Origin of the sequence: Chryseobacterium sp. 7 (assembly GCF_003663845.1) — a bacterium.
GTDB lineage: Bacteria > Bacteroidota > Bacteroidia > Flavobacteriales > Weeksellaceae > Chryseobacterium.
Window position 1 is genome coordinate 1 of sequence record NZ_RCCA01000005.1, and the last position, 14,260, is coordinate 14,260.

At 33.8% G+C, this 14,260-nt stretch carries 13 protein-coding genes and 1 pseudogene; 5 read left to right on the top strand and 9 right to left on the bottom strand.

The window, feature by feature from the left end; genetic code table 11:
* Positions 1-513: ParA family protein (locus CLU97_RS23205; protein ID WP_147436542.1), on the bottom strand; the 513-nt coding region annotated here is incomplete at its 3' end.
* Positions 514-573: 60 nt separating this feature from the next.
* Positions 574-1,503 carry a replication initiation protein gene (locus CLU97_RS23210; protein WP_121490222.1) on the bottom strand — a complete coding sequence of 310 codons (930 nt, stop codon included), beginning with the start codon at positions 1,501-1,503 and terminating at the stop codon, positions 574-576.
* A gap of 1,008 nt (positions 1,504-2,511) precedes the next feature.
* On the opposite strand from CLU97_RS23210, the gene CLU97_RS23215 reads away from it, so the two are divergent.
* The 4 genes from CLU97_RS23215 (at position 2,512) to CLU97_RS23230 (ending at position 4,641) form a co-directional block, all read left to right on the top strand.
* The gene (locus CLU97_RS23215) at positions 2,512-2,919 is read left to right on the top strand and encodes a plasmid mobilization protein (RefSeq protein WP_121490223.1); all 408 of its coding nucleotides are present in this window, start codon (positions 2,512-2,514) and stop codon (positions 2,917-2,919) included.
* Positions 2,913-3,680: a relaxase/mobilization nuclease domain-containing protein gene (locus CLU97_RS23220; RefSeq protein ID WP_121490224.1), complete on the top strand. Its 768-nt coding sequence runs from the start codon at positions 2,913-2,915 to the stop codon at positions 3,678-3,680. The genes CLU97_RS23215 and CLU97_RS23220 overlap by 7 nt, the downstream gene beginning before the upstream one ends.
* Before the next feature lie 67 nt (positions 3,681-3,747).
* Positions 3,748-4,323: a hypothetical protein gene (locus CLU97_RS23225; RefSeq protein WP_121490225.1), complete on the top strand. Its 576-nt coding sequence runs from the start codon at positions 3,748-3,750 to the stop codon at positions 4,321-4,323.
* A 42-nt stretch (positions 4,324-4,365) separates the two neighbouring features.
* Positions 4,366-4,641 carry a recombinase family protein gene (locus CLU97_RS23230; protein ID WP_228437922.1) on the top strand — a complete coding sequence of 92 codons (276 nt, stop codon included), beginning with the start codon at positions 4,366-4,368 and terminating at the stop codon, positions 4,639-4,641.
* Positions 4,642-4,921: 280 nt separating this feature from the next.
* Here CLU97_RS23230 and CLU97_RS23235 read toward each other — a convergent pair whose 3' ends face one another.
* From CLU97_RS23235 to CLU97_RS23265, 6 genes are all read right to left on the bottom strand, one after another.
* The gene (locus CLU97_RS23235; protein WP_121490227.1) at positions 4,922-6,136 is read right to left on the bottom strand and encodes a hypothetical protein; all 1,215 of its coding nucleotides are present in this window, start codon (positions 6,134-6,136) and stop codon (positions 4,922-4,924) included.
* An 841-nt stretch (positions 6,137-6,977) separates the two neighbouring features.
* Positions 6,978-8,099: an IS4 family transposase gene (locus tag CLU97_RS23245; protein ID WP_121490229.1), complete on the bottom strand. Its 1,122-nt coding sequence runs from the start codon at positions 8,097-8,099 to the stop codon at positions 6,978-6,980.
* Positions 8,100-8,284: 185 nt separating this feature from the next.
* Entirely contained in the window at positions 8,285-9,181 is an 897-nt protein-coding gene (locus CLU97_RS23250) for an IS982 family transposase (RefSeq protein ID WP_121489610.1), read from the bottom strand.
* 193 nt (positions 9,182-9,374) lie between these two features.
* A complete protein-coding gene (locus CLU97_RS23255; protein WP_121490230.1) occupies positions 9,375-9,611 on the bottom strand; it encodes a hypothetical protein in 237 nt (78 codons plus the stop codon).
* Between the two features lie 85 nt (positions 9,612-9,696).
* Positions 9,697-10,068 (bottom strand): hypothetical protein, encoded by a 372-nt coding sequence (locus CLU97_RS23260; RefSeq protein WP_147436543.1) that lies wholly within the window; start codon positions 10,066-10,068, stop codon positions 9,697-9,699.
* A gap of 22 nt (positions 10,069-10,090) precedes the next feature.
* Positions 10,091-10,645, bottom strand: a complete 555-nt coding sequence (locus CLU97_RS23265; protein ID WP_121490232.1) for a recombinase family protein — start codon at positions 10,643-10,645, stop codon at positions 10,091-10,093.
* A 152-nt stretch (positions 10,646-10,797) separates the two neighbouring features.
* On the opposite strand from CLU97_RS23265, the pseudogene CLU97_RS23270 reads away from it, so the two are divergent.
* A pseudogene (locus CLU97_RS23270) lies at positions 10,798-13,772 on the top strand (Tn3 family transposase).
* Positions 13,773-13,911: 139 nt separating this feature from the next.
* On the opposite strand, the gene CLU97_RS23275 reads toward CLU97_RS23270, so the two are convergent.
* Positions 13,912-14,142, bottom strand: a complete 231-nt coding sequence (locus CLU97_RS23275) for a hypothetical protein (protein WP_034715663.1) — start codon at positions 14,140-14,142, stop codon at positions 13,912-13,914.
* Positions 14,143-14,260 lie beyond the last annotated feature (118 nt).

The following is a 14,260-nucleotide window of genomic DNA, read 5'->3' on the forward strand; positions in this document are numbered from 1 at the left end:
TCCATTGACCAAAACAGATCGGGAAAAGGCAACTAAATCAGAAATCATATTTTTAGAAACCCGTACATTATATTCTCCTAATTGATTTTTAATTTCATCGGTTAGAGTTGTATTCGGTTTAACCATATTAAATACAATAACTGCTTTGTGCTCGTTTCCTGATTGTTCAATCATATCAATAGTACTTTTAATTGCCAAAAGATCTAAAACACCTGCTTTTGTTGGAATGATGATAACGTCTGAAAGATTACATAGTTCAGGAAGTTTATTAGACAAATACGGGGGAGTATCAATAAATACAAAATCAAAATCAGAATTATGAATTTCTTTTAATTTGTCTGCGGAAAAAATAGGAACTTCGGATAAGTCCCTGATTTGATATAAAGAACCTTGAGCATCAAAATCGATAATACAAACTTTTGCATTTTCTTTTAGGTTTACAGCAAGGTTAAATGATAATGTTGATTTTCCAACACCTCCTTTCTGGTGGGTAGTTAATATAATTTTTGCCATTTATATAAATATATAATTACACAAATATATAAATAAATATATAATAATAGGAGGATGAAATTATTTTTTTATGGGTAAAAATCCTTTTTTCTGATATACTCCAACCAAGTAGCCGACCGAATTTTCGATTTTAAGTTTTCTCTGTCTGATCTTTTCGTTCAGCTCTGTAATTAAGATGTCAAAATCCTTTTCTTTTTCTTTTCCGGCAATCAGCTCCGCCTGTTCCTGACTAAGCCCGTATGTTGTTAATTTTGACACAAATTTTTGGATATTTAAAGGTTTTTCAAAATCAATTTCGAGTTGTTTGAATTTTTGAGAATTAATATTTAGAGTGATCCAATAGAACTCTCTTCCTTTTTTCTTTAATTCATAATCAAGCTCAATATCTGTATTTTCTGAAATTTGTTTTCGGGCAATATCCAAAACTTTAATTTTGAAATCGCTTATTCTTTCAAATTGTTCATTTCCTTTTTTATCAATCAATCCGAGCATTTTTTTTAGTTCCGGAATCTCAAATCTTTTTGTTCCTATACTCCGCCACTGACAAGCAATAGCATACAGTCTTTTAGCATATTTTGAAGAACAATTTAAAACAGATTTTAACTGCATTGCAGTAAAATTATTTTTTAGATCAAAAAAGTAAGGTTTTGCTGTTTCGTTTATTTTAATAACAAAAGAGCCAGAACCTTTAATATAATCAACATATTCAAATAGCCAAAGCTGACGATACTTTTCGGGTGTTTCAATTTCAAACATTCTACTCCCAATATCTTCGGTAGCATCTCTTAGTTGTTTATAATTCCATTTACGCCCTGTAATAACTTCAATATCATGAGTGTGAATGGTGTACTCTAATTTATCTTTTTCAAGGCAGGAAAGCACCATAAAAAGAATATCAAGCATACAAGCAGAGTAATCATATCTTCCGGAAGTAATTACATTATGTTGAAAAACAAGTTTATCATCTTTGTTTACGTCAATCAATTCCATGTCAGTAATTTTGGTAAGACAAAGATAATAATAAAAACGACATTTAAAAACATCCGTCAATTAGTAATAGCGCAGTTAACTTATAAAAGGTCGTTTTTAGCTTATAAAAGGTCGTTATAAAACTTATAAAAAGTCGTTTTTAGCTTATAAAAAGTCGTTTTAAACTTATAAAAGGTCGTTTTTAATTTTGTAAAATAAAGATAATCAGGTTTTTACAATGCCTTAAACTAATAAAATAAGAAAGTAATAAATATTTTAAAAAATACGTTTGTTCAATCGGAATTTTATTTGATCTATTAGAGCGAAAATTTTCCGGATATTCTGCCATGAACAAGGTGGAAGAAAAACAAAAAGAACGAGAAAACGAGATTCGGGGAAATCGGGTTGCGGGCAGGTGTTATGTATCGCATGGTATATTTGATAGATAAAAACTATTATTAGCGTGGTGATTTGGTGAGCTATCCGGAGGTGTGATCTCAATTTTCCTTCAGCTTTTCATTTTTAGTCCTTTATTTTTTGCAGAATGTTTGGAGTGTTTTTGACTATTCCGGATTTTCGATTTTGTTTGTGGGCGAACTGAAGTATTATCATTTTGGACTTTTTAATAATGGGTAGAGCTGGGTGTTATTTACGCAGGTGGAAGTTATCAGAATAAAAAAGGAGGATGTAGTCTGCGGGATAAAAAGGAAATTGCTAAATTAGTGCTAGAAATTATGTATATAGTAAGGGCAAGTATTACCTTTTGACGTCAAAAACCTACAACGAAGTGTAGATTTTCGCCACAAAAGGACAACTTGCTTTTCTCCTATCGTCGAAAAGGGAAAGTGCGACCGTTAAGGACTGATGTACGCTTTTACTGAAAGGTAGTTAAAATGAGACTTTTTAATAGTCGGAAAAAACAAAGGAGAAAAAATAAAAGCTCTCCATTTTGGAGAGCTAAGTTGATTAAAAATTTTCTCAATCAGAAGAATATTTTTGAGCAGTAAAAATAAAAAAAATAGTCCAATTATGGAAGATCAAAATACAGAGGATTGGGATTCAATTTTTAAAAAAGAATTTGAGAACGTTGATAGACAAAACCAATATCGAGAAAGGGGAAAGCTCGGAGGTCGCCCGAAACTAAGCACTCCAAAATCGGAGCGTTTGGGACTTCGTTTCACTCCTTCAGAAATAAAAATTCTAAAAGAAAGAGCGGATAAAAAAAAACTGAAGCTCACGGATTACAGCCGGATTATTCTTTTAGAAAAAGAACTTCCGGACTATGAAAAAAACATCATGCTTACCGAGTATGCAACGAATTTCCGGAGAATCGGCAATTATATGAAGAAAGAAATTTTCACTCCAGAGGAAAGATCCGGACTGCTCAGGGAGATCGAGGAAGCGATCAAAGGCATAAAAACGCAGGTGAAATGGTAATATCTGCATCGACAAGAAATGTAAGTTCCCGATCTATCCAGTACCAACAGAGCGATAAGGAGCAGAGCGTGGAAGTGTGCCGGAACGGAGTTTCCGGAGAGAAGCCGAAAGAGCTGTTTGAAGAATTCAAACAGGTTGCCGATCTGAATAAAAGAACGGAGAATAAATATGTTACGGCTGTGATATCGCCCCCGAAAGAATACAGCCAAAATTTAAGCCTTAACGACTGGGCAAAACTGGCAGAGGATTATTTAAAGCGTGAGGGCATAGGAAAGGATAATCAATATTTAGTCCACCTGCACCAGTCTACGGACGATAAACACCTGCATATTATCGCAAACCGCATTGATTATTACGGTAAAAATCAGGTAACGAGCCACAATATCGGGGAAAGAGCATCCGGACACGCTGAAGTATTATCGAAAGAGCGGAACTGGAAGACCGCACAGGAGATCACCGGAGAGAAGAAAGCGGAAATTAAAAATGTGCTTCTTCAGGAAAAAGGACAGAGTAAAAGCCTGAGAGATTTAGTAGACCGCATGGATAATCGGGGATATATTATGCAGATCAGCGAGAACTCGAAAGGCTTAAACGGTGCAAGGATCATCCCGAAAGCCGACATCAATATGAATCCGTCCGTTTTGGAAAAAGTAACGAAACAGGGTTTTAAACTGAGCGATATCGACCCCAAACTAAAGATTAAGGAAATCGCCTTAGACCTTGCAAAAAGCATCGGAAAAGACAGAGGAATGTCGATGTAATATTAAACCAAAAATGGGGCAAAATGTCCACTAAAAAGAATATAAACAGTAAAAAAATATTACCATTATGGAAGATCAGAACACCAATAAAAATGCAGGTTCTTCGCGGCTTAACCCAGTGGAGCTGTTGGAACAGCTCAAAACGACAACGGAAGCCCTGCACAGGGAATCGAACAACTTAAACTCCGGAGTTTCCGGCATAGATAAAAAGCTAAAGGAAGCCGGAGAGCTGATCGATCACAGCCTGAAGGAACTCAGGGAGAGCGTTATGGATATCAGGGTTGGAATTTCTCCGGAAGATGTAAAGAAACTGGAATCGTACAAAGACTATTTTAAGCATTATAAACCTGTGCTGTATATTTCCCTGTTTGTCATGCTATCAGGTTGGGGATTGTCGATTTTAGGGGCGTATTCCGGAATAAAATATTATAAAGAAAGTGTGCGCACAAAACAGGAGATCAGGAGCGAAGTCCTTCAGGAGATAGGCAAGGACGGAAATGTTATCGTAGAAAAAGCTAAATGGGATAGTTATGTAGAGCAGTCGCAGGTTCTAAGGGCGTGGCAGAAGTCGAACCCGAAAGACAGCGAATCATTAGAGATCTATTATAAAGGGTATCAGGATTTTAAGAAAGGGAAGAAATAAAATGATGTTTTTTCCGACTATTAAAGGGTTTTAAGGCATCCTATTGCTCAGTTTATGTTTACACTACTGGCAGAGTTTGCCCGTTTGGAACGAGAAACCTTACGAGAGCGCATACTATCAGGAATCGAAGAAGCTCGCAGAAAAGGGAAAAAGCTGAGACGCCCCAATGGAACCAAGGAAGAGAAAGCAGCTTTCTTAAAAAAATACCCTTTGATTACCCGGAATCTTCGTTTGGGAATAAGTATTTGCAAAACTTCCAAAATATGTGATGTTTCCATTAATACTGTAAGGAAAGTCAATGATTATTTAACGCCATAAATTATTTTGCTATGAAATTCAAACTTCAATTATGCCTAGAAGATGAAAGCTCAACCTCGATAATAGAAGAATTTTAGAGCCTGTTTAAATTTTATTCAAATATTTTTATATGAATGATTTTCAGTGATTTAATTTTATGTATGTTTGATATATTTTTGAGTGAAATGGATAAATTTTCAATAAAAATCTATTAAAATTACACTTTTTAAGACTGAGTTTATCTCTATACAAAAAATCAAAATAAGAAATTTAAACAGGCTCTTAAAAATGTCAACTCATTCTAAAAATCTTTAGCAATACATACCCACGTAGGAGTGGTATTACCAAATACTCCTGCTGATATTGCAAATATAGTTATTCTTTTTCCTTCAGGAATATTGTTTAACTGCGAGCCATTAGATACTGTTACACCCCCACCACCTGTAATATTGACCCCACCAAACCCAGAGGCAATTATAGTAATGCTTTTTCCAATCAAATTAGCACTTGGAGTTGGTATTTGTACAGTGGTAAGAGTTCCAGATGCAACCCAAATTACAGTCTCATTTCCAGTACTATTATAAGAAGTAGTATTGACAAAGGTCAATGGAGTAGCCCCTGCCAATAAATTACTTATAGATGTCACTCTAACATCACCCAAATTATCTATCGTGAGTAGGTCACCGTTACTCGTATTGATTCTAGGAAGAGATGTAACTCTTAAGGGATTAGATTTTGCATTTACTTCTAATGGCCTTGTTGGAAAAGAAGTTCCAATACCAACCCTATTACTAAATCCATCTACGGAAAATGTACTTCCATTTACCGAAAAACCATTAGCTATATTACTATTAAATGCAAGACTATTGGATCCCTGTGTTACAGTACGGTTGCTTGTTAGCGTGCCATCAGATGTATATAAATTATTAGATGTAGAGGAGGGTAACTGCCAAGTTCCGTCTCCTCTAAGAAACGTTGTAGGAGAAGCTCCTGGAGGGAGCTTTGCTATCGTAACAGCGTTATTATCAATTTTAGCTGTAGTCACTGCATTATTTGAAATTGTTGTTGAATTAGTATTAGCAGCAGATGTCACATCTCCTGTAAGTGCTGCTCTTTCAAAGGAATTACCATTTAAAGAAATGGATGTTGAGCCTGTGTACGAAGATGAGGAGCCACTCCCCCCCATGCTCTTCCAAACACTTCCATCAAAATAGTAGTAGCCGGAAGCGGTAATATTTCCGGTTACAGCATCTGGAGTTGTAACAGCAGATGTAGCATAAACAATAGTACCCGCTTGATTAGACCCATACTGCAAATTAGCTGCTTGAATCTGATCTCCCGTAAGACGAGGAGCTATGACTCCTTCAGCAGTACTTCCATCTGTTTTTTTAGCAACCACATCTAACGTGGCTTTAGGAGAAGTGTTGTTTATACCCACTTGCCCATAGGCTATTGAGACTGTTGTTATTGCAAATAGTGTCAATAGCTGTTTCTTTATATTTAAATTTTTAATCATAATTTATTTGAATTATTTTTTTTGAGCACAACCTAAATATTATATTTAATATAGTTGGTACCTCTTTAAGAAATAAGATTGTAGCAATTAGCTACGCTATTAGACCCAACAATACAGGGGGAGGCCTAGATGAAAAAGGAATAAAAATTTCAAAATAATAAGAGATATTATATGATAATTTGTGTTTTATATACTCTGAGAGAATTAAACTACTACTCAATACTTTTTGTGAAGTATCCGTAAAAAGCATTTTGAAGTTATATGAACTAAATGGGATTATCGAATATCCGGACCCAGTATGAGACAGTAAAAAACTGGTAGGTTCTAATGGAGGTATATCCCAACACCTATCATCTATTCTTTCAGAAGAAGTTGTTAAATTTTTGCTTGTTTCTCTTGAAACAGGTAATTGATTTTCTTTTTTTCGAGCCTTATAAGAAGTATGGGTATTTAAATGAGTAGACGTTTCATTTCCTGAATAAGCATACACGAAATTATCAGTATCTGAAGTAACATAAATCGTAGACTCCTGACCTATAAATATAGAATTGCTTGTATCACTAATCTGTGAATGAAAAAAGCTAAAGAGAAAAATGAAATATAATGAATAACTCCTCTTGTTTTTAAGAAGAAATTTTAACGCATGTATGTATGTATGTATGTATGTATTCATGTATTCATGAATTTTAGAAGATATACCTATGGGTTGTGTTTCCAAATGTATGATAAAATTTTGACAAATAAAAAAGAGCAGTAAATTGTGTTAAAATTGAATTGATGATAGTTATCAAAAAAAACTCTACTGCCCTCATTGCCTGAGTTCAAAAGTAGTAAAAAATGGCTAAGTACATGACAAAAATTGTAACACATTAACACTTAATTTATTAGATAGATTTAGCAAAATATTATTCAAATAATTTAAGCCATATTTGAAAACACTGAATGCTTTCCTTTGATGTTTTTTTATTTTTATCGGCTTGATGTTTTCATCCACATAATCTCCGATTTTGTAACACCAAACCAATGCTATCATTACAATCATGAACAACTTTTCTAATCTTTTTTGGTCTGTGACGTGAGTTGCCTCAAGATTAAATCCACTACTTTTAAAAGCCTTAAAAAGTGTCTCTATCTGCCATCTTTTCTTATAATATTCCAAAGATTTCTCAGGTTTATTAAAGGACACTAGAATAAGATAGTCTAATTTCCCTTCTCGATTATGACTTTTTAAACCAGACACATAGCATAAAACGCCATTAATTTTCACAATCTTCGGATAATGTCTGAACTGGCTATTTTTTAAATTATTAAACAACCAAAAAACAGGTTTTTCTTCATTCTTATCAAAGCAAAAAACCTTAAAATTATTTCGCAAACGAATATAATATCTGATCCTATTTTTGTTAAAAAAACCTAACCAATGATGCCCAATAAACTCCCTGTCTGCCAACAAACAATCTATACAATCCGTTCCGAACCATCTGATAAATTGCTTCAATAATTCAACCCTTTCTGCGGTATCCGAATTGCCTCTTTTGTCTAACATTTTAAACATGATTGGAATTGCCATATTTTTATAACAAATCCCAAGCATCAAAATATTGATATTCGACTGCCCAAATTTCCAATTCGTCCTATCCAGAACCAAAACAAGGTTCTTTTTCTCGGGCAAAATACCGAATATAAAACTAGAAATGAGCTTCATAGGCAAGTCAAAATCTGCCATAAAACGTTGGATTCTTCTAAGGGAACTTTCCGCTTCTGTTACACTGTCAAAAACATTTGCCAAAGCTGTATAATTGACGGTTTTTATTTTGCACAAAGCCAAAATCATCATGGAGATGAATTTTAATCTGGCTTTGTTGATTTTTGTTTCAAAATTTTGTTCTAAAATTGAACTTAATTCTGTAATTTTATTGTCTTGACTGGTGTTCGTGTGGTTAATAGAACGCGTTGTAAACATCTACTAATTTACTGAATATTAGTCATTTATGCAAATTTTCCACCACTTAAATTACTGATTTTTAGCGGGTTGTATTTTTTTTGTCATGTACTAAAAAAGGATTTATAAAAATCCTTGCTGTTTAATAATTCTTCTTTGTCAATCATAACTATGTAAGGTTAAAAATAATAAAAACCTGAGTTCGATTAAAAAAACATAGCTAATTGATTGGTTTTTAATGTTTCATATTTTAGAGATGGCTTTTTGGGTAAAAAATTATAGGCAATTATTCCTGTTACAAGATTGGTCATAAAGTTTACAACCGAGCGATGTCTGGAGTGCTCTACTTGGCAAATATTTTTCAACTCATCATTCACTGTCTCAATGATAGAGCGCTTTCTAAGTAAAATTTTATCGTTCATCTCCATCAAACTGTTCTTCATATTATTGCGAATACTGGTGATTAATTGAATTCCATCTACAAATAATAATTGGGTCAATTTTTCGCTGATATAACCTTTATCTCCGAGCAACTTCCCAAAAATAGACTGTAAAAAAGATTCATTTTTCAACGGTTCTCTATCATCAACATTTGCCTGTGTTACACAAAAACTTAAAAGTTCACCTTTGTCATTGATGATGATATGAAGTTTGAAACCATGAAACCAACCCATGGTAGATTTTCCTGTGGTAGCAATATCTTTGAACACTTTGTTCCGTTTTATCCTTTTATTTTTACAAACTCTTATTGGTGTGCTGTCTACAAAAGATATTCCTGTGCAAGTTCCTAAACAACAGGTTTTTGCAAATAGCGTCATAGGCATCAATGCAGACTGCATTAATTCTACAAAGCGATTATAGGAAACAGTTTGGGGGAAATCTTGTGTCATATGTTTTTGCACATAATAAATATAAAAATGTTTAAAAGTCCTAAAACCACTCAGATGAAAAAGCAGCGTAATTGTGATGACTTCAGAAGTGCTCATTCTGGGTTTCTTTTTTGGTTTGTTTCCAAGGAGGAAAGGTTCTGAAAATTTTTCAAAATCTTCACAAAACTCATCAACAATACAAAAAATATCCGTAATTTTATCAAAACAAATCATAAGGCAAATTTTAGTTAAATCATTATCTATCATCAACTTAAAGATACTAATTTTTGCCTTTTATTGCAAGTTTTTTATTCTAAATTTACAATCGAACTCAGGTTAAAAAGTTATTTCCGAAAATTATTTTTGAGCTTTTAAGGGCTCAAAAATTTTTCAGAATAACTTTTTAACTTACACAGTTAGTGAAACACTACCGTATTTTTTCTTTCTCCTCCCTATAAGGATCATCAACCCCTGCGTTAATTTCAGCTACAAAAAGACTCTTTTCTTTTAAATACACATTCCGGACTGATATTCGCCCTATGTCTCCAAGTTCTATATGCTGGAAAATGTAATACCACCGTCCGTATAATAATTCTTTTCTTACTTTTATTTCCAATGGAACAAGATCTTCCATTTCTTTTCTTAAACTTTCTGAATTTTTCATATTTCACTTGAAGTTTTAAACAAAAATATCAAAAGTTAACCTAAATTTATTTGTGATCCATTCTTTAATAGTCGGAAAAAACAATTTATTTCTTCCCTTTTTTGAAATCCTGATAGCCTTTGTAATAGACCTCTAATGATTTGCTGTCTTTAGGGTTCGACTTCTGCCACGCCCTGAGAACCTGCGACTGCTCTACATAACTATCCCATTTAGTTTTTTCTACAATTACATTTCCGCCCTGGTTAATTTCCTGAAGAACCTCGCCCCTGATCTCTTGTTTGGTGCGTACACTTTCTTTATAATATTTTATTCCGGAATAACCGCCAAATAGAGCCAATCCCCACCCCGAAAGCATCACAAACAGCGAAATGTACAGAACAGGTTTATAAGGGGTCGGCTCACGAAACGGAACATATTTAGGGTTAAGGATGGCGTCTATCAATAATACATAGATCAATACACTAAATCTATAAAACTTTTTAAGATGTACTTTGCAAAATTCGATAAATTGTAGCCGGATGAACTTTGAATGTGTCAGCCACTAGTTTAACAGAGTTCCCATTATTTATAAGAGTTTTGACTGCTTCTTTTTGTTCTGAATTAAATTTTTTAGGCCTTCCGAATTCTATCCCGTTTTTCATAGCCAGTTTTCTTCCGGCAGAAGTTCTTTCAATAATCAGTTCTCTTTCAAACTCTGCTATTCCTGCAAATATTGTCAAAATCATTTTTCCTCCGGGACTGGAAGAATCAGCCCAAGACTCCGACAGGGATTGGAAAGAAGCTCCTGCATGATTAATTTTATCGCAGATATTCAAAAGTTCTTTAGTAGACCTGGCTAATCTGTCAAGTTTCCAAATAATAACCTGATCCCCTTCACGAAGTTGTTCCATCATCTTTTCCAGTTCTATTCTTTTAGAATGGACTCCGGTTATTTTCTCCTGAAATATTTTTTTACAGCCTGCTTTCTCCAATTCTTGTAACTGGATATTTAAATTTTGATCCTGGGTAGAAACCCTTGCATATCCTATTTTCATTTTTTATTAATTAATTTTCGCAAAAGTTATTGCAAAATATACTATATATGCAAGTAAGTTCTGCGAAAAATGAAGTTCGCTCACAGAAGTGAATTCTTTGAATTTAAAAGCTTTTGCAAAACTTAGGATTTTTGCAATTATAAAATTAGAATATGCCGAGGAAACGAATACTATCTGAAACGGAAAAAAGAGAACTTATATCTTTGCCAAATACTGATCAAGAAATAATATGGTGGTATACCTTAAGTGAAGATGATATTATTTTTATAAGAAATTCTACTAGAGGAAAAATAAATCAACTTAGACTATCAATACAACTGTGTTATATGAGATATCCTGGTATTTCCTTAGCCATAAATGAAAGACCAGATCAGAAAATCCTAAATTATGTAGCTGATCAGTTACAAATTGATAACAGCAACTGGGAAAATTATCATTCAGGTCAGAATGAATCAAGATATGATCACATAAATATTGTGAGAAAAAGGTATAACTATCAAAATTTCACGATATCTCACCATAAAAACTGTGTTGACAAATTACGAGATTCTGCTCTCCAAACTGATAAAGGATTCATTCTGGCAAAAGAATTAATGAAATTTCTAAGAGAGCAAAGTATTCTTTTGCCCTCAATGAGTGTAATAGAGAGAATTTGTGCAGAATCTGTTACTAGGGCTGAAAAAGAAATTTACTCCTTACTCTCTTTATCATTGACAAAAGATCAAAAGCATGCTTTAGAAAGGTTATTAATAACAGGACAGCAATACTCAGTAAGCACATTTAACTGGTTAATGCAGTCCCCGGCTGCAGCCAATCCTAAACATATACTCATCCATCTATCAAAACTTAAAGTCATTAAAAAAATTGCTCTTCCTTTGGATATTGGAAAACATGTCCATCTCAATTATTTATCTAAGATGGCCAGAGAGGGTAAGCAAATGACTTCTCAGCATTTAAGCGATTTTGAAAAAATAGAAAGTATGCGACCTTAATAGCTGTTTTATTAGAAATAAGAGAGACTATTACCGATGAAATCATTGAAATTCATGACACAATTATGAATTCTTTGTTTAAAGATGCTCAAAATAAACAAAATAAAGAGCTACAAAATTCAGGAAAGAATATTAATACTCAGCTTAATATGTATCTGAAACTGGGTACTGCATTACTGGATGCCAGGGAAACCGGGGAAGATCCTTTCGATGCTGTTGAATCGGTTATTTCATGGGAGGAGCTCTCCCAAAGCATTTTAGAAACTAAGGGTATTACAAAGAAAGAAAACTTTGATCATCTGTATTTGATAGGTGATCATTACTCACAAATAAGAAAATATACCCCTTCTTTTCTGCGTGAACTCGATCTGAAAGCAGCTCCGATTCCATCTGCTCAAAGCATTCTTAAAGCTGTAGAAATTATAAAACAGCTTAATGATGGAATCATCAAGAAGCTTCCTGAAAGACTTCCTACTCAATTTATACGAACCCGATGGGAAAATCTTATTTTCACTGACACTGGTATCAGTCGAAAATACTATGAATTATGTATTCTTTCAGAATTAAAAAATTATTTAAGATCCGGAGATATCTGGGTGGATGGTTCCAGACGTTATAAAGATTTTGAACAGTACCTTATATCCAGAGAAGATTTTTCAGAAATGAAAAATACTGATAATATAGAACTCAACGTTGTTTCAGACTCTAAGAAGTATCTTGATGAAAGGTTTAAATTATTACAGAAAAAATTGGAGATTAACAGCAATTTAGCCCAAAACGGAGAAATGGTGGACGCTTACATGAGTAATGGAAAGATTAAAGTAAAACCTTTGACTAAGCTTGTTCCAAAAGAAGCCGAGAATTTAGCAAAAAAAGTATACCGCTTACTTCCTTATGTTAAAATAACAGATCTTCTGATAGAAGTCGACACCTGGACGAAATTTACAGAAAGCTTTACCCATCTGAAAAACGGAATAAAAGCAGAAGATAAAAACCTTTTACTCACTACGATATTATCTGACGGAATTAACCTGGGCTTAAGAAAAATGGCGGAATCTTCTCCTTATACATCATATGCTAAGCTTTCGCAGATGCAGTCATGGTATATCCGTAAAGAAACTTATTCTTTATCATTGGCCAGTATTATAAATTATCATCATAAACATCCCTTTTCTGTGTATTGGGGAGAGGGTAAAACATCGTCCTCAGACGGACAGCGTTTTGCGACAGGAAGTCATGCCAAGGACAGGGGGCAGGTCAATCCTAAGTATGGATCAGAACCAGGGACTCAATTTTATACCCATCTCTCAGATCAGTACAGCCCTTTTTATTCTGAAAATGTCAGTCTGATAAGAGACTCAACTTATATGATTGATGGTTTACTGTATCACGAATCCGAACTACAGATAGAAGAGCATTATACGGATACTGCCGGTTTTACTGATCATGTATTCGCTTTGATGCATCTTCTTGGCTTTAGGTTTGCTCCAAGGATTAAAGATCTTTCCGATAAGAAAATATATTTACCTCCAGGGGATCATGATTTTTCTGTTTTATCAGAACATATAGGCGGAACGATTAATTTTAAAAAGATTAGTCAGAACTGGGACGATATCTTAAGATTGGCTACTTCTATTAAAAAAGGAACAGTCAAAGCTTCTCTTATTATCAGGAAAATTGGAAGTTATCCAAGACAGAATGGGCTTGCAGTTGCACTTCGTGAATTTGGAAAAATTGAAAGATCTTTATTCATGTTGGATTGGTACGTAGATCCTGCTCTGCGTAGAAGAGTTACTATAGGACTCAATAAAGGAGAAGCCAGGAATGCTCTGGCCAGAGCAGTGTTTTTTAATCGACTGGGGGAAATTAGAAATAAAAGTATTGAAAGTCAAAAGCATCAGGCGAGTGGACTCAATCTGCTGACGGCTGCCATTATACTTTGGAATACGGTTTACCTTGAAAGAGCAGTAAGTTGCTTGAAGAGTAAGGGTGAGATAATTGATGAAAATCTTTTACAATACCTTTCTCCTTTAGGTTGGGAACATATTCATCTGACTGGAAATTATGTTTGGCCTGAAAAAGACAAACTTAAAGAAGGTGAATTTAGAAAGCTTAGAAATCAAGATAATATTTAAAAAATCTATTAAAACATACTAAGTCAATAGGTTTTATAATTAACCCTAAATATTTTCCGTTTCGTGAGCTGACCCCTATTAAGAATGATTTATTCATTTTAAAAGCAAATGATTAGGCTTACCTAATCATTTGCTTTAATTATTTATTCTCAAAATATTTTTTATCAATAGCGGAATTGATAAGATTTTTGAGACTTATATTTTGTTCTGCAGATATCATTTTAAGAGCTTTCAATTTTTCTGCAGGAATATGCAGAGAAAAAAGGACTTCATTTTTTTTCTCTTTAATCGGTACAACTTTTTGTACCGGAGTTTTGATTTGTGTTTCTTTTGCTTTGCCTATAAGGGCGGTAAAATCTTGCTTTGCCATGGTTTTATATAAATATATAATTATATAAATGTATAATTATTTAATTATTAATTGCAACTGTTAAAACTTCTTTAGTAAGGGCATCAATTTGTTTTTGGGCTTTATTGTTTTCCTCTAC